24 protein-coding genes, 1 tRNA gene and 2 riboswitches are annotated in these 21,935 nt (G+C 55.9%); of the genes, 16 read left to right on the forward strand and 9 right to left on the reverse strand.

Going from position 1 to position 21,935, the window contains the following annotated elements:
• Positions 1–9: 9 nt before the first annotated feature.
• Both H4N61_RS05935 and H4N61_RS05940 read left to right on the forward strand, forming a co-directional pair.
• Positions 10–1,248 carry a L,D-transpeptidase family protein gene (locus H4N61_RS05935; protein ID WP_169196087.1) on the forward strand — a complete coding sequence of 413 codons (1,239 nt, stop codon included), beginning with the start codon at positions 10–12 and terminating at the stop codon, positions 1,246–1,248.
• Positions 1,249–1,438: 190 nt separating this feature from the next.
• Positions 1,439–1,651 carry a hypothetical protein gene (locus H4N61_RS05940; protein ID WP_199368502.1) on the forward strand — a complete coding sequence of 71 codons (213 nt, stop codon included), beginning with the start codon at positions 1,439–1,441 and terminating at the stop codon, positions 1,649–1,651.
• Positions 1,652–1,660: 9 nt separating this feature from the next.
• On the opposite strand, the gene H4N61_RS05945 is transcribed toward H4N61_RS05940, so the two are convergent.
• Positions 1,661–2,800, reverse strand: coding sequence for a DUF6161 domain-containing protein (locus H4N61_RS05945; RefSeq protein ID WP_169196089.1), 1,140 nt, complete (start codon positions 2,798–2,800; stop codon positions 1,661–1,663).
• Positions 2,801–2,912: 112 nt separating this feature from the next.
• A riboswitch (ZMP/ZTP riboswitch) is annotated at positions 2,913–2,995 on the forward strand.
• A gap of 119 nt (positions 2,996–3,114) precedes the next feature.
• Between H4N61_RS05945 and glyA the strand changes: the two genes are divergently transcribed.
• The 4 genes from glyA (at position 3,115) to H4N61_RS05965 (ending at position 6,596) form a co-directional block, all read left to right on the forward strand.
• The gene (glyA, locus tag H4N61_RS05950; RefSeq protein WP_169196090.1) at positions 3,115–4,404 is read left to right on the forward strand and encodes a serine hydroxymethyltransferase; all 1,290 of its coding nucleotides are present in this window, start codon (positions 3,115–3,117) and stop codon (positions 4,402–4,404) included.
• A gap of 15 nt (positions 4,405–4,419) precedes the next feature.
• A complete protein-coding gene (gene nrdR, locus H4N61_RS05955) occupies positions 4,420–4,896 on the forward strand; it encodes a transcriptional regulator NrdR (protein ID WP_169196091.1) in 477 nt (158 codons plus the stop codon).
• 20 nt (positions 4,897–4,916) lie between these two features.
• Complete coding sequence (nusB, locus tag H4N61_RS05960) at positions 4,917–5,399, forward strand: transcription antitermination factor NusB (RefSeq protein ID WP_169196092.1); 483 nt, start codon at positions 4,917–4,919, stop codon at positions 5,397–5,399.
• Between the two features lie 93 nt (positions 5,400–5,492).
• Positions 5,493–6,596 (forward strand): acyltransferase family protein, encoded by a 1,104-nt coding sequence (locus H4N61_RS05965; RefSeq protein ID WP_182395370.1) that lies wholly within the window; start codon positions 5,493–5,495, stop codon positions 6,594–6,596.
• On the opposite strand, the gene bamE is transcribed toward H4N61_RS05965, so the two are convergent.
• Positions 6,501–6,938, reverse strand: coding sequence for an outer membrane protein assembly factor BamE (bamE, locus tag H4N61_RS05970; protein WP_169196094.1), 438 nt, complete (start codon positions 6,936–6,938; stop codon positions 6,501–6,503). The genes H4N61_RS05965 and bamE overlap by 96 nt on opposite strands.
• Positions 6,939–7,105: 167 nt before the next feature.
• On the opposite strand from bamE, the gene H4N61_RS05975 reads away from it, so the two are divergent.
• The 6 genes from H4N61_RS05975 to H4N61_RS06000 all read left to right on the forward strand — a co-directional run bounded on the left by H4N61_RS05975 (position 7,106) and on the right by H4N61_RS06000 (position 11,275).
• Entirely contained in the window at positions 7,106–7,627 is a 522-nt protein-coding gene (locus tag H4N61_RS05975) for a ubiquinol-cytochrome C chaperone family protein (protein ID WP_169196095.1), read from the forward strand.
• Between the two features lie 3 nt (positions 7,628–7,630).
• Positions 7,631–8,176: a YceD family protein gene (locus H4N61_RS05980; protein WP_169196096.1), complete on the forward strand. Its 546-nt coding sequence runs from the start codon at positions 7,631–7,633 to the stop codon at positions 8,174–8,176.
• Positions 8,177–8,250: 74 nt separating this feature from the next.
• On the forward strand, positions 8,251–9,312 hold the full coding sequence (gene plsX / locus H4N61_RS05985) for a phosphate acyltransferase PlsX (RefSeq protein WP_169196097.1): 1,062 nt from the start codon (positions 8,251–8,253) through the stop codon (positions 9,310–9,312).
• Positions 9,313–9,317: 5 nt separating this feature from the next.
• Positions 9,318–10,295, forward strand: a complete 978-nt coding sequence (locus H4N61_RS05990) for a beta-ketoacyl-ACP synthase III (protein ID WP_169196098.1) — start codon at positions 9,318–9,320, stop codon at positions 10,293–10,295.
• 185 nt (positions 10,296–10,480) lie between these two features.
• Complete coding sequence (locus tag H4N61_RS05995) at positions 10,481–10,792, forward strand: integration host factor subunit alpha (RefSeq protein WP_169196099.1); 312 nt, start codon at positions 10,481–10,483, stop codon at positions 10,790–10,792.
• Positions 10,793–10,819: 27 nt separating this feature from the next.
• A complete protein-coding gene (locus H4N61_RS06000; protein WP_169196100.1) occupies positions 10,820–11,275 on the forward strand; it encodes a MerR family transcriptional regulator in 456 nt (151 codons plus the stop codon).
• 33 nt (positions 11,276–11,308) lie between these two features.
• Here the strand turns inward: H4N61_RS06000 and H4N61_RS06005 are convergent, their stop codons facing one another.
• The 3 genes from H4N61_RS06005 to H4N61_RS06015 all read right to left on the reverse strand — a co-directional run bounded on the left by H4N61_RS06005 (position 11,309) and on the right by H4N61_RS06015 (position 13,227).
• Positions 11,309–11,557 carry a hypothetical protein gene (locus H4N61_RS06005; protein WP_169196101.1) on the reverse strand — a complete coding sequence of 83 codons (249 nt, stop codon included), beginning with the start codon at positions 11,555–11,557 and terminating at the stop codon, positions 11,309–11,311.
• A 76-nt stretch (positions 11,558–11,633) separates the two neighbouring features.
• Positions 11,634–12,596 (reverse strand): DMT family transporter, encoded by a 963-nt coding sequence (locus H4N61_RS06010; protein WP_169196102.1) that lies wholly within the window; start codon positions 12,594–12,596, stop codon positions 11,634–11,636.
• Positions 12,597–12,690: 94 nt separating this feature from the next.
• Positions 12,691–12,832, reverse strand: a riboswitch (FMN riboswitch).
• 191 nt (positions 12,833–13,023) lie between these two features.
• Complete coding sequence (locus tag H4N61_RS06015) at positions 13,024–13,227, reverse strand: YMGG-like glycine zipper-containing protein (RefSeq protein ID WP_169196103.1); 204 nt, start codon at positions 13,225–13,227, stop codon at positions 13,024–13,026.
• A gap of 234 nt (positions 13,228–13,461) precedes the next feature.
• Here H4N61_RS06015 and H4N61_RS06020 point away from each other — a divergent pair.
• A tRNA-Pro gene (locus tag H4N61_RS06020) sits at positions 13,462–13,538 on the forward strand.
• 268 nt (positions 13,539–13,806) lie between these two features.
• On the opposite strand, the gene H4N61_RS06025 is transcribed toward H4N61_RS06020, so the two are convergent.
• The 3 genes from H4N61_RS06025 to H4N61_RS06035 all read right to left on the reverse strand — a co-directional run bounded on the left by H4N61_RS06025 (position 13,807) and on the right by H4N61_RS06035 (position 17,080).
• Positions 13,807–15,207: an undecaprenyl-phosphate glucose phosphotransferase gene (locus tag H4N61_RS06025; protein WP_248306570.1), complete on the reverse strand. Its 1,401-nt coding sequence runs from the start codon at positions 15,205–15,207 to the stop codon at positions 13,807–13,809.
• 185 nt (positions 15,208–15,392) lie between these two features.
• Entirely contained in the window at positions 15,393–16,499 is a 1,107-nt protein-coding gene (locus H4N61_RS06030) for a glycosyltransferase (protein WP_169196105.1), read from the reverse strand.
• A 29-nt stretch (positions 16,500–16,528) separates the two neighbouring features.
• Positions 16,529–17,080 carry a polysaccharide biosynthesis/export family protein gene (locus H4N61_RS06035; RefSeq protein WP_182395374.1) on the reverse strand — a complete coding sequence of 184 codons (552 nt, stop codon included), beginning with the start codon at positions 17,078–17,080 and terminating at the stop codon, positions 16,529–16,531.
• A 150-nt stretch (positions 17,081–17,230) separates the two neighbouring features.
• On the opposite strand from H4N61_RS06035, the gene H4N61_RS06040 reads away from it, so the two are divergent.
• A complete protein-coding gene (locus tag H4N61_RS06040; protein ID WP_182395376.1) occupies positions 17,231–19,507 on the forward strand; it encodes a GumC family protein in 2,277 nt (758 codons plus the stop codon).
• 11 nt (positions 19,508–19,518) lie between these two features.
• Positions 19,519–20,559, forward strand: a complete 1,041-nt coding sequence (locus tag H4N61_RS06045) for a polysaccharide deacetylase family protein (protein WP_169196108.1) — start codon at positions 19,519–19,521, stop codon at positions 20,557–20,559.
• Here H4N61_RS06045 and H4N61_RS06050 read toward each other — a convergent pair.
• Positions 20,556–20,774, reverse strand: coding sequence for a DUF2842 domain-containing protein (locus H4N61_RS06050; RefSeq protein ID WP_169196109.1), 219 nt, complete (start codon positions 20,772–20,774; stop codon positions 20,556–20,558). The genes H4N61_RS06045 and H4N61_RS06050 overlap by 4 nt on opposite strands.
• 89 nt (positions 20,775–20,863) lie before the next feature.
• Here H4N61_RS06050 and H4N61_RS06055 point away from each other — a divergent pair, with 89 nt between their 5' ends.
• A complete protein-coding gene (locus H4N61_RS06055; RefSeq protein ID WP_169196140.1) occupies positions 20,864–21,916 on the forward strand; it encodes a COX15/CtaA family protein in 1,053 nt (350 codons plus the stop codon).
• The last annotated feature ends 19 nt before the right edge of the window (positions 21,917–21,935 follow it).

Genomic DNA, 21,935 nt, shown 5'->3' on the forward strand with positions numbered 1-21,935 from the left:
GGTGGCTAGATGCTTTTGAATCGTCGCAAGTTTTTGGGAGGCTGCGCCTATCTTGGGGCAACTCTAACTCTCCCGAGCGCTCATGCTCAGGGGTGGTTCGGTGGCAATCGCGTTGTTAAGGTCGATCAGGCGGGCAACACTGCCGCTGCAGAGGCGCTCATTGCGACTCGCGAGCCTATCCTCTCCTTCGACACCCTTTACAATTTGCAGCTGGCGATCTCGCAATACGAACCTTTCGTCGCTGCTGGTGGTTGGGAAGAAATTCCGCAACAGGCATTCCGCCTCGCTCTCGGCGCGAGTTCTCCGGCCGTCGTTGCTGTGAAGCGCCGTCTGATTTCTTCTGGTGACATGCCATTGGTTGAATACGCGGACGACAGTTTCGATGCCGACACGGATCGCGGCGTGCGTGCTTTCCAAGCGCGCCACGGCCTCGTTGTGAACGGACAGATCGACGAAGCCACGTGGTACGCAATGAATGTGTCTGCAGCGCAGCGCATGCAGCAGCTTTATCTGAACTACACCCGGGTTCAGAACATGGCTGCCAAGCTGAACGCGCGCTATGTCGTCGTGAATATTCCGGCGGCAACCATTGAAGCGGTGAACGAAGGTGCGGTGGAACAACGCCACACCGCCGTCGTCGGTCGTGCCGATCGCGCTACGCCGATCATGGCCTCGAACATTCATCAGGTGAACTTCAACCCATACTGGCATGTGCCCAAGTCATTGATCCGTCAGGATCTGACCAAGTACATGATGGAAAATTCCAACTACCTCGCAGAGCAGAATATTTTCATCTACGACGGCAGCACCAAGATCGATCCGCAGACGATCAACTGGGCAAATATCTCCGATCGCGAAGTGAACTATATGTACCGTCAGGAGCCGGGCGCGGCGAACTCGATGGGTCACTGCAAAATTAATTTCTACAACCCGTACGATTGCTATCTGCACGACACCCCCGGCAAGGAATTGTTCGGCGAAAACGCGCGTTTCCACTCATCAGGCTGCGTGCGCGTTAATGACGTCAATCAGATGGTAAACTGGCTCCTGCGTGACAATGGTGACTGGGATCAGAACAAGGTCGACTCGACCTTTGAAGCGCTGACCCGTCTCGACGTTGAAGTGAAGGCGCGTGTTCCGATCCACACCACCTACATCACCGCTTGGGCCAATCGTCAGGGCACAGTCAGCTTCCGTGATGACGTCTACAAGTTTGATGAACAGGGCAAAGTTAGCTTCCAGGCGTAGGCGCTCTGGCTCGACAGGTTGTAAGGCTCCGCTCCGGCGGGGCCTTTTTGCTTTTTGGTGGCAGGGTGCCGGTTGCTGGGGCCAAGACAGCAAACAAAGCGGAGAAGGGGTGTCTGGTGGTCAGCGCCCCATGTTACCGAACTCGCAACTGTGCTAAAATGACGATAGAGCGCTGTTTTTGGAGGCCAATATGGAAGGCGAGGTGTTTTTCGAGTTCGTTCAGCTTGGTCAGCAGATGCGCGTTGCCGCCATTGACGTCGACAGTGGCACTGAGGTGATCGTCATCGCTCCGGTCAATACGGCGCGCGGTCATATGCAGCAACTTGCCCTAGCAAAACTCCGTAAAAAGCTGGCCCAGACCCAGCCTACGCCGCCTCCCGGCACATTGGGCAAATACGCTTAGCTTTAAGGACTAAGGCTTCTTCCCATTGAGTAGGTCAAAGATGCCTGTAGGTGGCCCATCGTCTTGCGTGCTGGCAGGCGTCGGGCGGAACAAGGCGTTGAGGATCAAGCCGCGTTCCTCTTTGGTAATCTCACTCTTCACATCCTTCACTAAGCCTAGATAGGTCATTGTCATTACTTCTCGATAACTGGCGTCGTCGGCTATAGCGCGATTGATCAGAAACACGCGGCTTACTTGCTTGCGTATCCACGCATAGCCCAAAGTCGGAATGAGGAGAGCGGCAACCAAGCCGAACGGGATGGAGCTTCCCGATTGGCTTACTACTTTAAGTTCTGGCCAAAGCTGCCAGACCAATAGGGCCGCAAGGGGCAGAGCTGCGCCGACCAACCAAAAGAAAAGTGATAGGAACTTCCGACTAGTCTTTTCAGCCGATGCTGCCTTGTTCTTCCAAAAAGTTGCAGGTGTGTCGACGCTAAGCTTCGTGTGGTAGGCCTCGTGAAGTGCCGAGATTTCGACTTTTTGCTCGCCAATCCAATTCACTAGTTCTTTTTGTTGGGCAGCTATGCCAGTTGATGCGGCTTTTTTTGCGGCTTCAATGTCGCTTACGAGTTCGCCGAAACGGTTTCCGATGTCCAATAAGTAGAGGTCTTGCTGGTTGAATGCGTTAGGAATGCTGTCGAGCGTGAGGCTGCTGTAAAGTTGGATTTCAACAGCGGTATTGGCGCTAGCGAGTTCGTCTTTTTCGGGTAGCCATTTTTTTGCTGTTAGAGCTTCGAGGGCTAGTAGAATCCCCAGAGGAGCGGCGTGGATAAGTTCCTTGATGGTTTTTCCAAAATGGCCATGAAGTACAGCAATTTGACGAGTGCGGACTTGCTCATCTAATATTTTGGGAAGGTCGGTCTCGCTTGCTCCTCCGATAGCGCTGTAAAACCTGTGATAAGCGGAAAAAAGAGTTTCGTACCGGAGGAGGGTATCGCCGGCTAAGGGCGACATTTGGTGCAATTTGCGGACACGCGCGTGAAGCGCATTCCATAACTCCAGCTCTCGCTCAATCCATTGGCGGGGGGAAGTCCAATGTAGAAAGCTGTCGTTCGAGTTATCTGCATGAGGAGGCGGGGCATCCTGAACGTGTTCGGCGTTGTCAATCATCACTGGTGTGCTCCCTAGCTACTGTCATTTAAGGATCTTCATCGCTGTGGGGCAAGATGCTGCTCTGCACATTCATCCCTCTTCCCCTTCGCCCCATTTTGCGGCATAACGCTCTGGTTCGTGCGACTGGCGAGTAAAGATGGGGAACCATCGGGGAGCGCGGACCTTGTTGAGCCGCTCGCCTGGGCACCCATTCGCAAATAGGGGAGCCCTATGGACCCTTTGCACATCGTCCGGCCTTGGAATCGCGCGCTTTCGCGTGATAAAGCCATCGCCAATTCGTCCACTTCGAACTCTTGCGAGGGAACCCTCCGATGAGCGCTGCAAATCTGTTTCCAAACTTCTTCACCAATTCCGTTGCCGAGACCGATCCGGAACTCGCCGCAGCAATGGGTCAGGAACTCGGACGTCAACAGCATGAAATCGAACTGATCGCGTCCGAGAACATTGTCTCGCGCGCTGTGCTCGAAGCACAGGGTTCGGTTCTGACCAACAAGTATGCCGAAGGCTATCCGGGCAAGCGCTACTACGGCGGCTGCGAATATGTGGACGTGGCGGAAAGCCTTGCCATCGAACGCGCAAAGCAACTGTTCGGTGTTGAATACGCCAACGTTCAGCCGAACTCCGGTTCGCAGGCGAACCAGGGCGTCTATCAGGCGCTGGTACAGCCAGGCGATACTATTCTGGGCATGTCGCTCGACGCTGGTGGTCACCTGACCCACGGCGCCAAGCCAAACCAGTCTGGCAAGTGGTTCAACGCTATTCAGTACGGCCTGCGTCAGCAGGACGGCTATGTAGACATGGATCAGGTGCGTTCGCTGGCTCGAGAGCACAAGCCAAAGATGATTGTCGCAGGCTTCTCGGCCTATTCGCGCGTCATGGACTGGGCTGAATTCCGCGCAATCGCTGACGAAGTCGGCGCGCTGCTTTTCGTCGATATGGCGCACGTTGCAGGCCTCGTGGCCGGTGGCCAGTACCCAAGCCCATTCCCACATGCGCACGTCGCGACCACCACCACCCACAAGACCCTGCGCGGCCCACGCGGTGGTCTGATCCTGACCAATGACGAAGCGATCGCGAAGAAGATCAATTCGGCCATTTTCCCAGGCATTCAGGGCGGCCCGCTGATGCATGTGATTGCTGGTAAGGCAGTTGCGTTCAAGGAAGCTCTGCAGCCTGAATTCAAGCAGTACGCGGCGCAAGTTGTTGCTAACGCTAAGGTGCTCGCTGATACCCTCGTAAAGGGTGGTGTTGAGATCGTCTCCGGCGGTACGGACAACCACTTGATGCTGGTTGACCTTCGTCCGAAGGGCCTGACCGGTAAGGCAACAGAAGCTGCCCTCGGCCGTGCTTACATCACCTGCAATAAGAACGCTGTGCCGTTCGATCCTGAAAAGCCAGCGATCACCTCCGGTATTCGTCTCGGCACTCCAGCGGGCACGACCCGTGGTTTTGGCGAGGCTGAATTCCGCGAAGTTGGTGAGCTCATTATCGAAGTTCTCGATGGTCTCAAGACCAACGGCGAAGACAACAACGGCGCTGTAGAAGCGGCTGTGCGCGAGAAGGTGAAAGCCCTGACCGCACGCTTCCCGATCTACAGCTAATAGAGGTTACGGCCCATGCGCTGCCCCTATTGCAGCAATGACGACACGCAGGTGAAGGATAGCCGCCCGACGGAAGATTCGGGCGCTATTCGGCGTCGCCGCGTGTGCAACGCTTGCGGGGGGCGTTTTACGACCTTCGAGCGCGTGCAGCTTCGTGACCTAACTGTCGTGAAAAAGAGCGGACGAAAAGTCCCGTTTGATCGGGATAAACTCGCCCGCTCTGTTAACACGGCCTTGCGTAAGCGCGCTGTAGAACCAGAGCGCGCAGAGCGCATGATCTCCGGTATCGTCCGTCAGCTGGAAAGCTTGGGCGATATGGAGGTCACCTCTGACCAAATTGGCGAATATGTGATGGAAGGCCTCAAAGGGCTCGACGATGTCGCATTTGTTCGCTTCGCGAGTGTGTATAAGAACTTCTCTGCGGCGGACGACTTCCGTAACTTCCTAGCCGAACTTGCTCAGGACAAAACCGTCCTGAGTGAAGATGACTGATAGAACCGATTGAACAGCCGATGACCGACCATCCAAAACGTGATCCCGGCGCTGTGCGCCCCGCTAATCAGCGTGGTGCTGCGCGCCTTGCCGCCGTTCAGGCGCTCTATCAGATGGATATTGGCCGCGCGACGCTGGAAGACACGCTCGCACAGTTCGGCGCCTTCCATCTCGGCCGTGAAATCGAAGGCGAGCAGTATCTACCCGCTGACGCCGATTTCTTCCGCCAGATCGTGTCCGGTGTTGCTAAGCACCAGCTCCAAGTTGACCCGACGGTCGACAAAGCGCTGGCAGAAGGCTGGCCGATTGGGCGTGTAGACGCGACCCTGCGCGCTATTTTGCGCGCCGCTGCCTTTGAGTTGCTGTTCCGCAAGGACATTCCGGCACGCGTCGTCATCACTGAATATGTTGATGTTGCACGCGCGTTCTATGAGGACGATGCAGCGGGCCTCGTGAATGGCGCTCTCGACAAGATCGCCCGAGACGCCGGTTCCGAGCTCTAAAAGAGCCAAAATCAAGAATTCAAAATGCCCGGAGAAATCCGGGTATTTTTTTGTTCTGCGATCGCCCTATCCTGACCGTTGGGAGGGTCGGGGATGGGACAGACAACCGCAGACAGACATGCGGGGGCGGATTTACTCCGCCTCGTCGCCTTCTGCGCGGTTGTTTGCATTCACGCCTATGGGGCTTTTCCCGAAGGCGATCCGATGCGCGATATACTGCGCGACCTGTCGCGCTTCGCCGTGCCAAGCGTTTTCATCCTTGCTGGATACTTCAGCGCCAAGATCGTCCCTGTTCGCAAGCTCTGGCAGCGCGTGGCATGGCCGCTCGTGTTCTGGCTCGCGTTCTATAACTTGCGCCCCAGTGCCTTTGTGGGCGACCCCGTCACGCTCGTGGAGCGAGTTCTGCTCGTCGCGTGGACCGGAGGGGCGGGATATCATCTGTGGTATTTGCCGGCCTTGCTCGTCGGCGGGGCGATCGTATTCGCTGGTTTGTCGAGCATGGGCTTTGCCGCAACCGCGGTACTGACGACTGTTTTATACGCAACGGGCATGTCGCTAGGCGTATATAGCGCGCTGCTGACTGGCGAAGTTTTTCCGATCTATTGGATGCGCAGCGGACTGTTCTTCGCGCCGCTATTCTTCCTGATTGGTGTCAGCCTGAAGCGCGATCCAAGGTGGATGCAACTCTCGACATGCTGGTGGCTCCTCGTGTGTCTTCTGGGGCTCGTGCTGCACGTGGTTGAGAAGTACAGGCTTCGAGGGGCAAACTTCTCGGACAACGAGTACTCAACTGGCACGCTGTTCTGGGCCGTGGGGGTAGGCGTTGTATTCCTACGTATCAGTAGGCCGACTTCGCCCATTCTGTCGGCACTCGCGCAAGCCAGTTTCGGAGCCTATCTGGTCCACGTCTTCATCCTAAGGCGGGTTGAGGAGTACTTCCCGCACTGGAATCCATACACGCAGATCATTGTGGTGATCGCGGTGTCGTTAGGCCTTGCAATGGCTTATCGGTATGGCCTCGCTTGGGCACAATCACAGCGGCCAAGAAAACAAAAAAAGCCTCGGAAAATCCGAGGCTTAAATTCGTTTCTGGAATCAGAATTAGAACGAGGAGAGGATCGAGTCGATGAAGGTCGCATCCTGACCGAAAGATGGGGTGCGGCGGGTTTCGATGTCGACCGCGCGGCCATCCTGTAGCGAGTAGACAGCGCGCTCGCTGACTTTCTTGCTCTTGTCGAAATAGACCGCCAGAACCGTACGTTCCTTGATCTGCGTGAAGCCAAACGAGGTTTGGTTCACCTTGGTCTCGACATAGTACCAAGCGGTCTGGTCACCGAATGTGTTGGTCGACTGTGGCGACCCCAGAACCAACTGTACCGTCTGCTGACTTTGACCCGGACGGATCTGCTGCAGCGCAGTGCTTGGGATGACGTACCCTTGGGTGCGCTGTGTCACCAGAGCAGTGCTGCTACTGCAACCAGCTAGCGCAACGGCCAGAATGGTCGCGACAACGGAGGCTTTTGCAAGACGCAGGCTCATAGTTTGACTTTCCCAATGGCTCTCGACTATAGGCGGTTGTAACGAGGCGCGTGCCTTTTGTGGCCGCCGGAATGTGTAGCTGTCAACTTAGCTTTCTGGCAAGCTGACAGTGGTCCGGCACCCCAATCTGCCTGTGTTTGACCCATACCGACGCCGAGCGCAATCCCATGATTATGTCCTTGTTTCGCAAGAACTCCGCTACAGAGCCAGTTTATGCGATTTATAACGCCATTGTGGCGCAATCCCGGCAGCCTATTTTCTATGCCGAATGGGGTGTAGCTGACACAGTTACTGGCCGTTTCGACATGATCAGCCTTCACATGGCCCTGCTTTTTCGCCGTCTGCGCGCGGGCAGCGAATCTGACAAGGCGTTTAGCCAAGCCGTATTCGATCTCTTCTTCAAGGATATGGATCGCTCGCTGCGCGAAATGGGCGTGACGGATATCGGTATTCCGAAGAAAATTCAGAAGATGGGCAACATCTTCTTTGGGCTCTTGGCAGCCCTTAATACCGCCATCGATAGCGGCGATAAGGAAGCCTTGAAGGCCGTTCTTGCCCGCAACGTTTATGACCAGCCGACCGACGAACATGTCTCGGGTCTTGCGACTTATGTGTTGGCACAAGACCAAGCACTGGTGGCGCAGAGCACCTCAGACATAACCGACGGTAAGCTGACTTTTGGAGCCTAAATTATGACTATCCAAGACGAGCCAATTTTCGACGCCATTGTGCGTCTTGATAAGCTCCCAGCGTCTGGTCGTTCCGTTAACGTCAACGCCGACGAAGCGCAGCGCGCTGCAATTGCTGAGTCGCTAAAAATACTCGCCGTTGATCGTTTTGTTGCCGAGCTGACCGTTGTGCCATTGCGCGGCGGGTTACGCGCGCAGGGTTTTGTGGACGCAGTAGTCCAGCAAGCCTCGATCATCAGCCAGGATCCGGTTGAAGAAAAGCTGCGTGAGCCTATCGATCGTGTGTTTTTGCCTGCAGCTAAGGGTGAAAAACCTGCTGCGCCAGGCTCGGAAGTGTTCATCGACCTTGAAGATGACGAATTTCCAGATCACATCGATGGCTCTGAGGTCGATTTGAGCGCTTTGATGCTTGAAACTCTTGCACTTGCGCTCGATCCCTATCCGCGTCTCCCGGGTGAAACCGTCGAGAGCTTAAACTTGCAGAACGAAGGGGAAGAAAATCCCTTTGCTAAGCTCGCAGCCTTGAAGAAGGACGCAGACAAGTCCTAGGTTGAAGGGCTTGCGTCGACCCCATCTTGGGATATGTTTGCTCGCCCCACCGGCGGGCCAGATAACAGGCTGAAATGAACGATACTATAACTATTTCCGTGGACGCTATGGGCGGCGATAACGCGCCCCGCGCGGTCCTCCACGGTGCCTATCTGGCGCTGAAAGAGCGCAAGAACACGCGTTTTATTTTCCACGGCATTGAGGAGCAGGTTGCTCCGCTCCTTGAAGAATTTCCTGCGCTTAAAGCCGCCTCGACGCTCATTCCGTGCGAAACCGTGATCGCGATGGACGAAAAGCCAAGCCAGGCTCTGCGCAAGGGGCGCGGTACGTCGTCCATGTGGAAGGCAATTCAGTCTGTTAAGGACGGCGAAGCCGATGTTGCCATTTCAGGTGGTAACACCGGTGCTCTTATGGCCATGTCGACCTTCTGCTTGCGGCCGATGGAAGGGATTTCCCGTCCTGGTATTGCAGCTATTTGGCCGACTGTGCGCTCGGACATCATCGTTCTCGACATGGGCGCGACCATCGGCGCTGACGCTCAGCAGCTGGTGGACTACGCCATTCTGGGTTCGGCACTAGCGCGTGCACTGTTTGATTCCGAAAATCCGACAGTGGGCCTGCTCAACGTTGGCACTGAAGAGGTGAAGGGCCTGGATTCTATCAAGGATGCTGGCAAAATCCTCGCTCAGGCGAGCGGCAATGGCTTCACCTATCATGGCTTCGTTGAAGGCGATGATATCGGCAAGGGCACCGTCGACGTTGTCGTCACCGAAGGCTTTGTTGGCAATATTGCGCTTAAAACTGCTGAAGGTACTGCCCGTCAGGTCGCTGCCTATCTCAAGCAGTCTCTGACCGCCAATTTGATGAGCAAGATTGGGGCGCTATTCGCGTCCTCTGCCTTGCGCGCTCTCAAGCGCAAAATGGATCCACGTACCGTCAATGGCGGTGTGTTCCTCGGCCTTAACGGCGTGGTCATCAAATCGCACGGCGGCACTGACGAAGTCGGCTACAAGAGTGCTCTCGGCCTTGCCTATGACATGGCGCGCAATCGCCTGATGGACAAGGTTGGCGATACCTTGCAGCGCTTCCCCATTAACAAGACAGAGACCTCTCTGCCTACAGAAACCGAGGCATAATCGGCGTGACCAGAGTACGATCCATCATCCGCGGTGTGGGCAGCTATCTGCCTGCAAACGCTGTCACGAACGAAGATCTCGCTAAGCGTGTGGACACTTCGGACGAGTGGATTCAGCAGCGCGTTGGTATCAAGAAGCGCCACATTGCAGCGGAAGGTGAGTTTACATCTGACCTCGCCACCGCGGCAGCACGTGCGGCGCTCGACAATGCAGGGCTCACGCCTGACGATATCGACCTGATCATCGTCGCGACCACCACGCCTGACTATACGTTTCCATCGGCGGCCTCGCTGGTGCAGATGAAGTTGGGCATGAGCCACGGCTTTTCATTCGATATCCAGGCCGTGTGTTCCGGCTTTGTCTATGCGGTGACAACCGCTGACACCTATATCAAGTCGGGCATGGCCAAGCGTGTTCTGGTTATAGGCGCGGAAACCTTCTCCCGCCTCCTCGACTGGAATGATCGCACCACCTGCGTCCTCTTCGGGGATGGGGCAGGGGCTATCGTACTGGAGCGCGTCGAATTGGCTGAGGGCGAGCCAGAGCGTGGTATCCTAGCGTCTGCTCTGCGTTCGGATGGCAAGCACTGGGACAAGCTTTACGTCGACGGTGGGCCATCGACGACAGGCACCACTGGCCACGTGCGCATGCAGGGTCCGGAAGTGTTCCGCCATGCCGTGGGCAAGATCACCGACGTTGTGTACGCAACATTGGAACAGGCCGGCTACACGACTGATGACCTTGATTGGTTTGTGCCGCACCAGGCCAACAAGCGGATTATCGACGGCGCTGGGGCCAAGCTTGGTCTGGCGCCAGAGAAGGTCGTGACCACTGTTGATCAACACGCCAATACTTCTGCTGCGTCTGTGCCGCTCGCATTGAGTGTCGCTGTCGCAGACGGCCGTATTAAGCCGGGTGATCTGGTGATGCTCGAAGCAATGGGTGGCGGATTTACTTGGGGCGCTTCGCTCATTCGCTGGTAAATATCTGACATGCATTGACGTTAAGCTGTTCAAGGCATTACTGTCTCCCTCGGGGAGAAGGATCCAATGCCTGGAGCGTGCTTATGCCGCGAAATGGGCAGTATTCGTTGTGCCAAAGGGCGCAGCAGTCTCGTCGCTTTCGATACTGGGTACGGACATTCAGTCCGTTGGATTTTGGGGGTGCTATGTCGCAGAAGACTATTACGCGCGCCGATTTGGCCGAAGCAGTTTATGGTTCTGTGGGTCTATCTCGGACGGAATCTGCTGAGCTTGTCGAACGAGTGCTTGAGCTGGTCTCAGACGCTTTGGTTGTCGGTTCTCACGTCAAATTATCGTCCTTTGGGTCGTTCCACGTGCGTTCGAAGAACGAGCGTATCGGACGTAATCCTAAGACGGGCGAGGAGGTTCCGATTTTGCCTCGGCAGGTTCTTGTGTTCAAACCGAGCAACGTGTTGAAGTCCAAGATCAACAAGTCTATGGTTTCCTCTGCAGAGTAAGGCTTTCTTACGAGGGGACCGGCTGTTTTGGATAAGTCGCCCGACGCGTTCCGCACGATTTCGGAGGCAGCTGAAGAGCTGGATCTACCGCAGCACGTACTGCGGTTCTGGGAAACTCGGTTTGCTACCATCAAGCCTCTAAAGCGAGGTGGTGGCAGGCGATACTACCGGCCGGAAGATGTGATGCTTTTACGCGGCATCCGCCATTTGCTCTACGATCAAGGGTTTACCATCAAAGGCGTCCAGAAGATCCTCAAGGATCAAGGGCCGCGCTATGTCATCGCCGTAGGCGAGGGGAAAGGGCTTGATGAGATACTGCCACTGATTGAAGAGGCGGAAGCTGCGGGAGATGCAGCTGAGCTTGAAGAAGCCGTGCTGTCGGCTAGCCCTGAGCTCGATGAAGATTCGCGCAATAAGCTTTCAGAGGTTCTGCGCGAACTGCTCGAGTGCAAGCGTATCCTAGAGCGGGCTCGCGAACACTAAATCAGTCACGCAATGAATACGGAAGAGCCGCGCTTAGCGCGGCTCTTCGTCGTTTTGAGTGGTCTCTGTCGGTGCCGCCTCTGGGGGCGAAGCGTCGTTCTTTGGGAATTTGACGAAGAAATTCCATACGAAGTAAACCAGAACTACGCAGACGATAGAGGCCCAGAACATGTCGCCTGTATAGAGCAGTTCCCAGCCTAGCCAAATCGCAAGGAACACGGAGATACCGCCGCGTATCCACATCGGTCTAAAAAAGCTGACGTCGTTTTCTTTCAGCGCCATCTGGCCCCCTCACAAAAACATTGAGGGCCTTAGTACAAGGCCCTCAACCAATGCTCCAGCATTTATTACGCAAGTGTTACGCTGTTTGTAGTCTGTTTGGGGTGCTGTCGCGTTCGACCCAATAGATAAACACCGATGCGCCAACAATCAAAAGGGCGCCAATCCAGAAGTAGCCAGACGGCACTTGTCCTAGAGCGATCCAGCCGATCAATCCGCCAAGCGGCACCTTGAGGTCTCCAAAAGGCTGCAGATAGGTAGCGTCTGCATTGCGATAGGCAAAGGCTAGCAGATAGTTCGCTGCAGCGGTGAGTGCGCCGAGCAGCAAAAGCAGGACCAGGCCAAAACCTTCAGGCAATGCAAACGGGAAGCCAGTGGCCAGTCCCGCAGGGAGCACTGTCGGGGCAAGCCAGCCGAGAGCATTGACGATCAGTAAGATTGCCAGATGGTTGGGCGTCACCAGCAGCAGAAGCGAAATGGTAAGCGTTTCGGGGCTCTCCTCGCGGGCGAGGTGTTTAGTGATAATATCTGTACCGGCCCACAGGGCTGCAGCGAAAATGGGTATCAGTGTTTGTGCGGAGAAGCCTTCGCTGCCAACGCCCGAGACGATGACTGCGCCGATAAAGCCCACGATTGCCGCGCCAAGGCGGGCAGCAGAGACGCGTTCCCCGAGAAAGAAGTACGAGCCCATAATGATAAAGAGGGGGCCGGTTGCAAGTAACGTCACCATTTGCCAGATCGGTACGCCGGAGGCGAAGCCGTAAACGAACACGTGCACGCCCAGTGCCGACACAAACGCGCGAAGCTCGTGTAACATTGGGTGTCGTGTTCTGAGGTTTTGCAGGCCAATGCGCATGATCAGCGGTAGGGCGAGCAGGGAGGCAATGACATATTGCCAGAATGCCATGCCTGTGGAGCTCATGTTAAACTGCCAAGGCAGCACAGACTGAAGCGTGTTTGATCCTGCGAAAGCAAGCGAGGCAGCGAGCATAAACATCGCGCCGACGGCAGCATTTCGGGTCGGGGAGGAAATCTGGTTCATTGTCGTCCTTTCCGTAACCAGTTTCCTCAGGGTTACGGGCGGCGACAGCAGGTATGCGCGCGCAAAGGCATGCATACCCAATCTGGGTACCTAATCCCGTTCTCTATCATCCGGACTATGACCGTCGGCTCCGGAATCACACCGGATCTGCTGACCTTCCCGAAGGAAGCGCTCGCGGGCTCGGCCTTGTGAGCCTTACCGCCGGTGGGGACTTGCACCCCGCCCTGAGAACTATGCGGTTAATCCCGCATGCCTCAGACCTAGGGGAGGGCGCCAGAGAATGCAAGAGAGCACAAGAGTGTAACTGGCGCAGGAAGGCGACGGGGCCGCTTAAGTTTCTAGAAAGCGTACTCAATCCGGATACCTCAGCACCCGGATCGAGCCTAGCTTGCTAGCTCAGGATAGGGCCCTAAGAAGAGAACGACGATTAGCGGTTGGCGACCAGAGCGCCGACAGCCGCACCGCCAGCGCCACCAACGACAGCGCCGGTATAGCCGCCAAGGGCGCCGCCAACTAACGCGCCGCCAGCGCCGCCTACAGCTGCGCCGGTCACAGTGCGCTCTGTGGTTGTGCATGCGGTCATTGTCAGAGCAGCGAAAGCGACAAGTGCGATTGGTGCGAACTTCTTCATTATAGTCCTCCGGATAGGTATGGGAGTTTGAGCATAGTCGCTCTCGCAGGCGAGCAAAACACTTATCCCGCACCCGCAATGTGGCTGTTGAACCGCCGACTTTGCGGGGCGGTGAGCTATTGCCGTCATTGGTGCCCGAGATGTGTAAAACCTCCCGATACTCGGCAAATGGTCGATGCGCCGACTTTTTAGGGGTTGCGCCAAAACCCCTGTTTCCTTATGAGATTTTCTAGTCGGGGCGTAGCGCAGCCTGGTAGCGCATTTGTCTGGGGGACAAAGGGTCGTGGGTTCGAATCCCGCCGCTCCGACCATTTTAATGATGACAGTTCGCACGCCGCTTAGCCTCGCTGAGCGGTTTTTTTGTCTGCTAAACCTTCGAGGCTTGGCCGCTTCTTGCCTGCGGCGAGTGTTAGGCGCGGCTGGGCGAGTATCAGCGGCCAAGAGGCCGCTCGGTCGTCTCCTGAGCTGCCTCAATATCCTTGCATTTATGGGAGTCGGCTGTCCCCAAGGCCGGGGAAGACTAGCGCCAGGGCGTGTGCTGGTTCTACCTTGGGAAAGCTAATCGCAGCACGACGGGACTTAATACGCATTCCCGGACGAGAAGAGGCGGAACGGCGTAAGTACAAGGATCTTGAGGTCGAACAGGATCGACCAGTTTTCAATGTAATAGAGGTCGTGGTTCACGCGCTGTTCGATCTTATCGAGCGTATCAGTTTCGCCGCGCCAGCCGCTAATTTGAGCCCATCCGGTTATGCCGGGCTTGACCTTGTGGCGAGCAAAATACCCTTCCACGGCTTCATAATACAGCGTGTTCGCGGCTTTAGCCTGTAGAGCATGGGGGCGAGGGCCGACGATCGACAGTTCACCTTTGAGCACATTGAAAAGCTGCGGTAGCTCATCAATTGAGGTCCGGCGGATAAACTTACCAACTTTGGTGACGCGCGGATCGTCCTTAGTCACCAGTTTTGTAGCATTGGCGTCGAGCATGTCCGTTCGCATAGAGCGGAATTTGTAGATGCGGATCAGCTCGTTGTTGAAGCCATGTCGATCTTGGACGAAGAATATCGGACCTTTGCTCTCTAGCTTGATAGCAAGTGCGGTGATGAGCATGATGGGCGAAAGCGCGATGAGCGCAAGTAATGCTACTGTTTTGTCAAAAGCCCATTTGAACACAAGGTTCCAGTCTGAAATCGGTCTGTCAGCCATGTCGAGCACGGGCAGGTCGCCGACATAAGAATATGCCTTATTGGTGAAACGCAATTTGCTCATATGCGCTGAGAGTCGGATGTCGACAGGCAAAACCCAGAGCTGGGTCAGCATGTCGAGAACGCGCTTCTCTGCGGACAGTGGCATGGAGACGAGCACGAGGTCGACACGCGTGCGACGGGCAAATTCCACCAGATCAGAGACACGGCCGAGCTTATAAAATCCACTCACTTCATCTGGTGAGCGATCGTCAACGCGATCATCAAAAAGGCCGATAAGCTCAATGTCGGACTTGGCGCTAGTTTGGATCTGGTTGATCAGCTGAGCTGCGTCTTGTCCGCCACCGACGATAACAGTCCGACGCTTGAGTTGTCCGGCGTCGCTCCAATGTTGAACCAACGAACGCAGACTAAGTCGATAGACTACGAGGGTAATGCCACCGAGGGCCCACCAGCTCATCAGCCAGACGCGGCTAACCTGATCGCCCGCTTTGAAGAAGAAGAACCCGATAGCCAAGATTGCGATGACACTGGACCAGCCTGCTAACACGCGCCCCAGTTGCCAAAATCGCGATCTATAGGCGCGGATACGATGGGTTCGCGCAATGTTGAAGAACAAGTTTGCCACAAGGCCACTTGCCAAAATGACCGGCAGATAGAAATTCTCTTGTCCCGTGCCGACGTAGCTCCAGTAGATCGCACAGCCAATTGTGATCAGTAGGATCGCTTCAACGATCTGCGCGATACCCGTAATAACAGCGCTTGAATATCCCACGTCAGCAGGTTCGCTTATGAGTTCCTCTGCGCGCGGCGATAATGTGCCATCAGATGGTGCTCTCTGGCTTACCTGATTTTGTAATACTGACTGCGTGTCGATCTGAAACATATCGAATTAATACCCGCTCTATGGGTACTATTGACCACAAACATCAGCTAATGTGTGAATCGATATGGTCGAAGTTATTTGCTTGGTTGATAGATGTTTAATATCGACGTTGTCATTGAATCTAACGTAAAGAATTCAGAGACATAGCTGCGACGGGCGTGCATCGCATTGATTTCGTTCGTCGGGTTAGAAAGGTGCGCCTGCATTGCCTTGGTCAGGGCGGTTGTATCACCGGCTGGAATTAGCCGCTCCTGAGTGGGGCCGAATATTTCAGCGATTCCGCCAACACGGGTGCTGATCACCGGGAGACCTGCGGCGGTTGCTTCCATCACTACATAGGGTAGGGATTCAGCGAGGGACGGGAGCACTGCGCACTCGCCCAGCGCAAAAGCCTCGCGCGCCGGACGCGATCCTAAAAACTGGACTTGATCAGTCAGTCCTAGGGTTGAGATCATTTGCTCGAGTTCTGGTCGAGATGGGCCATCGCCTGCCACGACGAGGGTCGGTCCGCTACCATCGGCTCGCTTGATTTGGGCCAGCGCTTCTACAAGGTGGAAGATGCCTTTGAGCTCGCGTAGCTCGCCCACAAAGACAAAATCCGACAGCGGCTGGATATGTTCGAGGGGCTCGAATTCGGCAGGGCGGAGCCCGTTATAGATAACACTCGTCGGGCAGGTGGGTGCTCCGATCAACGCGCTGTAGGTTTTGAGCGCGAAATGGCTTTCGAAAATTATCGCATCTGTTTTGCGCATGAGTGCGCGTTCCAACTTGTGGAATATCTGCCCAGAGCGTGAGGTGGACGGAAAATGCAAGACACCACCGTGAGGCGTGTAGACGGTGCGGGCCGTATTGCCGCCCAGCCGGGCGAGACGAGCGTAGAACCCGCCTTTGGCACCGTGACCGTGAATAACATCCACGTTTAGGCGTTTGGCCAATTTGTTGACCGCGAACGGTGTTTTGAGGTCGCCCATGCCGAAAACGCGGGGCATTGGATGGCGGTAGACGCCCAAGCTCGTGAACTGTTCTATCGCTTTGAGTTTATCTTCTGTCTGGGCGTCGCTGGCGAGGGCATCAACGACTATGCCGATTTCGTGTCCGCGCGCCGAAAGCTCTTCGGTAAGATCGCAAACATGACGGAAAAGGCCGCCCACCGGAGCGCGCAGCACCTGCAAAATACGCATTGGTACGCTCCTTATGCGCGAATATCTGTTTAGAACCAGCGCTCTGAAACCACCACCGTGTCGCCGGGGGCAATCGGGAAGTCCAGTGGTACTGGGCTACGGCCCATCTTGTCGGCCTGGCGGCGATAGACGACCACTTGGTTTCGGTCTGCGGTGGGCGTGAAACCACCGGCAGTGGCGATCGCCGCGCGCGCTGTCATGCCGTAAACATATGGAAATTGGCCGGAGGTTTTCACTTCGCCGGCAATATAGAACGGGCGATATTGCTCGACCTCAACTGCCACATCCGGGCTGCGCATGTAGCCATTGGCGAGCGCCGAGGCGAGACGCTTTGACGCCTGTTCTGTTGTGGTGCCCCGGACCTGAACCGCGCCGACAAGCGGGAAGGCAATGGCGCCCTTGTCGTCCACACGGTAGCTTTTGGATATTTCGGGGTCGCCGTAAACCGACACCCGAACAGTATCACCCGTGTCTAGTTGGTAGGGGCCGCGTGTTTCAACAGAATAGGCTGTTGGGCGCGTTGTGGTGCATGCGCCCAACATAACCGGCAAAACCAACGCAATAATGAGAGCGCAGCGCATCTTAACCCTACTTATTCTGTCTTTGAACTTATGTTCTGTCGTGGTTAAGAAAGTGATAGCGTCGAGTAGGTGTTAGTAAAAACGCGAGAAGATTAACTGAATTTTGATCGTAACGGCGCTCTATTCCAACAAGGAATTTGGGGTCCACTAATGGTTTACGAGTCACCAGTCATCGATGATGGGCGAATTAACGTTGCTGGCTTGCTCTCTGCAGTAGGTCGGAAGTTGCCGCGAATTATCGCGGTAACACTTGCTTTGCTCGCGGTGACATTCGTAATTCTAATGTTTGTTCCAAGGACTTACGAAGGTACTGCGGCTGTTCTTGTGGAGCCGCGACAGAGTGCGTCCGGACAGAATTCGGGTGATGCGCGGCTTAGTATGTTTGCCACGAACCCGGCCGGTGTGGTGGCAAGTCAAATACAGCTCATCAAATCACCTGACACTCTGATGCGGGTAATTGATGAGTTGGATTTGCGCTCGGTGCCCGAATTTAGTGGCGCTGAAGAAGGTGGCTTTGACCTCGGTGCCTTGCTGCCGCAGCTCGTTCGCCGCGCGGAAACACCACAAAGCGTCGACGCACAGGTTTTATCAGCTCTTTCTGCTAGCTTATCCGTGTCGCAGCAGCCTCAGTCCGCCGTGATCGCGATAACGGTCTCGTCGCGTGATCCGCAGTTGGCCGCCCAAATCGCCAATGCCATCGCGAAAGCGCATGTTGAGCGTCGTGCGGGATTGAGCCTCTCCGATAATGTCGAGACGTCCGGTTGGCTACTCGAGGAAATCGATCGCCTGCGGGTGTCCGTCGGTGAAGCCGAGCATGCGGTCGCTGACTTCAAAGTCGCCAATGACCTTTACATAGGACAGGGAAACACCAGTCTGCTTGATCAGCGGCTGTCGACCATTGCGTCGCAGATCAGTGCGGCACAGGAGCAGCGTGGCAATGCTGAAAAACGCGCTGCGCTGATCCGTGACGTCATCGGGCGTAACCAGCCGGTAGAGAGTTTGGTGGACGTTCAGTCATCCCTCGTCGTGCAGCAACTGTCGCAAGAGAAGGCGCGCATTCAGAGTGAATTGGCCCAGAGGTCTGCAACGCTCCTCAGCAGCCATCCAACGATGCGTGCTCTCAATGCTCAGATGGGCGAACTCAATGCGCAGGTCCGTGCCGAAGCGCAGCGGATGGCCGTCGCGCTAGAGGCCGAAGCGCAGATTTATACCGACCAAGAAGCCTGGCTGCGTGCTGACTTTGAAGCGGCCAAGAACACCGCGTCGACGGCAACCATCGATACTGTGACCCTTGATAGCTTGCAGCGTGAGGCTAAGTCGCAACGCGACCTGCTGGAAGCGTATTTGTTGCGCTACAACGCCTCGTCAACACGGGTCGACATCAACTCGGAATTGCCTGACGTCCGTGTCGTAACTGCTGCTGCTGCTGCTTCTTCCCCGTCAGCGCCGAAGACCGCTCTCATTATGTCTGCGGTCGCATTTGTGTCGATTTTCTGCCAAATCGGCGGGGCAATTTTTGGGGAGCTGATGTCCGGTCGCGCGCTTGTGTCGTCGCGAGCAGGGCCGGAACTTTGGGGCCAACAAGCCCGCCCGTCGGACGAGCCCAATAGCAGTACCGGGGGCGATCTCGCAGAGCATATCGCTACGCTGCAACAGCCCGTTCTCGCTGGAGCCGCTTCTGATGATGAGACCATCGCAACTGCGGAACAATCGCAGTCCGGCGGTGTGGATCTGGCAAATGTCAAAGAAATGGTGCGCAAGATTCTTGCCGAGACAGACCAGAACATGGCTCCTGATGCTTCGCCTGCTCATGTAGAGGATGCGTCTGTTGAGCGGTTTGGTTTCAATGCGGCTGAGCCTGTCGTTGAGCCCGTCGACAAGGGACTGATCCGTTATGACGAACTCGTTGCTGATCTGGTTTTGGGGCGTACCAATCTCCTTCTGCTGACCGATCACGGAGCCGAGGAGGGTGGTGAGCATCTTGCTGAAATTCTCGTCGCGGATGCGCTTGCCAAGGGCCTAAGTGTGGCTCTGGTTGATGCGGGGTCTGGCAAGGTTACGGCCGCGCCGGGACTGTCCGATCTCACTCTGGGCGAAGCGCGCTTCGGAGATGTGGTCCAGAAGTCTGCCGATAACAGCTTTGCAGAAGTGTCTTGGGGTCGCCACGCTGGTCTCGATCGCACCTCACCGCGTCCTGTGACATTGATTGAAGCCCTGACGGATATCTACGAGGTCGTCGTCGTCCTGACTGGGGAAACGAAGACGCAGTCCTTGCTTGCTGATTTTGCGCAAGTGGGGGGGCGTGTGGTTCTGGTTGTTGGTCGCAATAGCGAATTGACGTCAGCCTTTGTGGCCCGACAAAAGCTGCTTGAGGCCGGATACGCTTCAGTGGACGTCGCTGCGGTCACCAAGTCTGTCGCAGCCTAGGCAGTTTGACTATGGCGTTAAAATACACCTTGATCCGTGCCGCTTTTGAGGCACTTTGGCTCGCGAACGCATCGAGGTTGTTCGAGCAGTTTTCAGACGCGCGGGGCGTCATTTGGACACTGCATCGCGTGCTGCCTCAGCCCCCAAAGGCTTTTGCGCCAAACGGCATATTGCAGGTGCAGCCGGAATTCCTCGCCTACTGCCTCGAGCGTCTGGCCGATCGCAAAATACCGGTTGTAAACTTGGACGAGGCGCTGGATCGCCTCACGATGCCGAGGGCCAAATCGACATTTGTCGTGCTGACTTTCGACGATGGCTATAAGGACAATTTGATCCATGCCCTCCCAGTGCTGCAGGCCGCCCGCACCCCATTCACGCTTTATGTGCCGACCGCATTTCCTTCGGGCGGCGGGCAGCTCTGGTGGCAAGCTATCGAGGACATAATCGGCAAGGCAGGGGAGGTTCGGTTCCAAGGCCCCGCGGGTGCCGTCGTTCTCCCTTCTCGCTCAACAAAAGAAAAGCACACCGCTTTCAATCAGCTCTATTGGCATATGCGCAAAATGCCGGAAACGGAGCGACTGGCGCTGCTGGCGGAATTCACTGCCAATTACGGCTATGACCTCTCAGCCCAATGTCGCGCAGAAATCATGGGTTGGGACGAGATCAAGCAGGTGGCCAATCACCCACTGGCAACGATCGGGGCGCACACGGTCAACCACTATGAATTGGCCAAACTGCCGTTGGAGCAAGCACGCGCTGAAATTGTCGAGTCGGTGACCGCGTTAGAGCAGCGCCTTGGCCAGCGGCCGAAACATTTCTCTTATCCCCTCGGCGGGCCGCTTTCTTGCGGGGAGAGGGAGTTTGAACTTGTCGCGCAGCTGGGGTTCACCTCGGGCGTGACGACGCGACCCGGCGGTCTTTATCCTCATCATCGCAAAACACCCACGGCGTTGCCGCGGGTGTCACTCAATGGGCTGTTTCAACAAAAGCGGTATGCCGACGTCTTCGCCAGTGGCGGGCTGTTCACCCAGTTGGGCCGGATATCGGGTTAGCGTTGGGGCAGGGGATTGGGCTTGGCCATCCAGCGAATGAGAATCATTGCTGGGATCGTCCAACCCATGCCCGCAAAAATAAAATAGATGATCAGCACTAGCCCCGGCAGCCCTTCAGGCAAGAGTAGATAGCCCCAAGTGCCCAAAACGGCCCATCCAGCGATGGAAATGACCAGCAAAAATGCGCCAATCAACTTGCGGTTACGCTGACTCATATGCGGCATCCGGTCTGTTGCGATAATGTCGCGGGGGGATTACCACTCCCGCACCTTAACTGATACTGGAAATTAGCGTCGTGACCTTCATGCAAGATGCGGCCCCGGGCAAAGTGAGCTTTGCGGCCGACCGCCTCCGCCCGGTGCGTATTTGGCTTTATGGCATGGCGGCATTCGTGCTGCTGATTGTCGTTGTGGGCGGCATCACCCGCCTCACCGAGTCTGGTCTGTCGATCACAAGCTGGAATGTCGTCGCGGGTGTAATTCCTCCATTGACCCAAGCCGATTGGGAAGCGGAGTTCGAAGCCTATAAGCAGATCCCGCAATACACGGTCATCAATCATTGGATGAGCTTGGATGATTTCAAGCTGATCTTTTTCTGGGAATGGTTCCACCGTCTTTTGGCGCGCGCGCTCGGGTTCGTCTTCCTGATCCCATTTGTTGTGTTCTTGGCTCAGAAGCGCTTTTCCAAAGACCTTGCTCTGCCGCTTTTCGGTCTGTTCCTTTTGGGCGGTTTCCAGGGCTTCCTTGGCTGGTGGATGGTGTCCTCGGGCCTGTCTGAGCTGACCTCGGTATCTCAGTATCGCCTAGCGGCGCACTTGTCCGCCGCTGGCGTGCTGCTCTACGCCTTGCTCTATGTTGCACGGACGATCACACCCGGACGTACACTTGGACACGTCAGCAGCTTTAACTGGGTGACGACGATTGCTCTGCTGCTCGTCCTTGTCTTGCAGATCGCTGCGGGTGCGTTTGTCGCCGGTATGGATGCGGGGAAGGGCTATCAGACTTGGCCACTCATGGATGGCTCGATCATTCCGAACGGCCTCTTCGTGATGGATCCGGTTTGGAAGAACTTCTTTGAGAACGCTCTGACTGTTCAGTTCAATCACCGCAACATCGCCTATCTGATCACAGCCTTCGTTGGTTTCCTGATCTGGCGTCGTGCCAAGGACGGTGGTTTCGCTGGCGTGCACACTTGGCTAATCCGCATTGGCGTGCTCGTTCTCGCTCAAGTCGCCCTCGGTATTGCGACACTCCTGTCGGACATTCAGATCGATCTGGCTGTCGCGCATCAGGGTCTCGCCTTTATTCTGGCAGGCGCTATCGTGCTCTATTTGGCTGATATGCGTCGCGCCCGATAACAACACGAAGAACTGCGGT

Source organism: Devosia sp. MC521 (assembly GCF_014127105.1).
Taxonomy (GTDB): Bacteria; Pseudomonadota; Alphaproteobacteria; order Rhizobiales; family Devosiaceae; genus Devosia.

What these genes read in the sequence shown, in the direction of transcription:
- H4N61_RS06050 (WP_169196109.1), bottom strand. Translation starts at nt 20,774, where the DNA reads ATGAGTCAGCGTAACCGCAAGTTGATTGGCGCATTTTTGCTGGTCATT.
- H4N61_RS06040 (WP_182395376.1), top strand. Translation starts at nt 17,231, where the DNA reads ATGGTTTACGAGTCACCAGTCATCGATGATGGGCGAATTAACGTTGCT.
- H4N61_RS05940 (WP_199368502.1), top strand. Translation starts at nt 1,439, where the DNA reads ATGGAAGGCGAGGTGTTTTTCGAGTTCGTTCAGCTTGGTCAGCAGATG.
- H4N61_RS05945 (WP_169196089.1), bottom strand. Translation starts at nt 2,800, where the DNA reads ATGATTGACAACGCCGAACACGTTCAGGATGCCCCGCCTCCTCATGCA.
- nrdR (WP_169196091.1), top strand. Translation starts at nt 4,420, where the DNA reads ATGCGCTGCCCCTATTGCAGCAATGACGACACGCAGGTGAAGGATAGC.
- H4N61_RS06030 (WP_169196105.1), bottom strand. Translation starts at nt 16,499, where the DNA reads ATGCGTATTTTGCAGGTGCTGCGCGCTCCGGTGGGCGGCCTTTTCCGT.
- H4N61_RS06010 (WP_169196102.1), bottom strand. Translation starts at nt 12,596, where the DNA reads ATGAACCAGATTTCCTCCCCGACCCGAAATGCTGCCGTCGGCGCGATG.
- H4N61_RS05995 (WP_169196099.1), top strand. Translation starts at nt 10,481, where the DNA reads ATGTCGCAGAAGACTATTACGCGCGCCGATTTGGCCGAAGCAGTTTAT.
- H4N61_RS06005 (WP_169196101.1), bottom strand. Translation starts at nt 11,557, where the DNA reads ATGGCGCTGAAAGAAAACGACGTCAGCTTTTTTAGACCGATGTGGATA.
- H4N61_RS05965 (WP_182395370.1), top strand. Translation starts at nt 5,493, where the DNA reads ATGGGACAGACAACCGCAGACAGACATGCGGGGGCGGATTTACTCCGC.
- H4N61_RS05975 (WP_169196095.1), top strand. Translation starts at nt 7,106, where the DNA reads ATGATTATGTCCTTGTTTCGCAAGAACTCCGCTACAGAGCCAGTTTAT.
- nusB (WP_169196092.1), top strand. Translation starts at nt 4,917, where the DNA reads ATGACCGACCATCCAAAACGTGATCCCGGCGCTGTGCGCCCCGCTAAT.
- H4N61_RS06015 (WP_169196103.1), bottom strand. Translation starts at nt 13,227, where the DNA reads ATGAAGAAGTTCGCACCAATCGCACTTGTCGCTTTCGCTGCTCTGACA.
- H4N61_RS06045 (WP_169196108.1), top strand. Translation starts at nt 19,519, where the DNA reads ATGGCGTTAAAATACACCTTGATCCGTGCCGCTTTTGAGGCACTTTGG.
- H4N61_RS06055 (WP_169196140.1), top strand. Translation starts at nt 20,864, where the DNA reads ATGCAAGATGCGGCCCCGGGCAAAGTGAGCTTTGCGGCCGACCGCCTC.
- H4N61_RS05935 (WP_169196087.1), top strand. Translation starts at nt 10, where the DNA reads ATGCTTTTGAATCGTCGCAAGTTTTTGGGAGGCTGCGCCTATCTTGGG.
- plsX (WP_169196097.1), top strand. Translation starts at nt 8,251, where the DNA reads ATGAACGATACTATAACTATTTCCGTGGACGCTATGGGCGGCGATAAC.
- glyA (WP_169196090.1), top strand. Translation starts at nt 3,115, where the DNA reads ATGAGCGCTGCAAATCTGTTTCCAAACTTCTTCACCAATTCCGTTGCC.
- bamE (WP_169196094.1), bottom strand. Translation starts at nt 6,938, where the DNA reads ATGAGCCTGCGTCTTGCAAAAGCCTCCGTTGTCGCGACCATTCTGGCC.
- H4N61_RS05980 (WP_169196096.1), top strand. Translation starts at nt 7,631, where the DNA reads ATGACTATCCAAGACGAGCCAATTTTCGACGCCATTGTGCGTCTTGAT.
- H4N61_RS06035 (WP_182395374.1), bottom strand. Translation starts at nt 17,080, where the DNA reads ATGCGCTGCGCTCTCATTATTGCGTTGGTTTTGCCGGTTATGTTGGGC.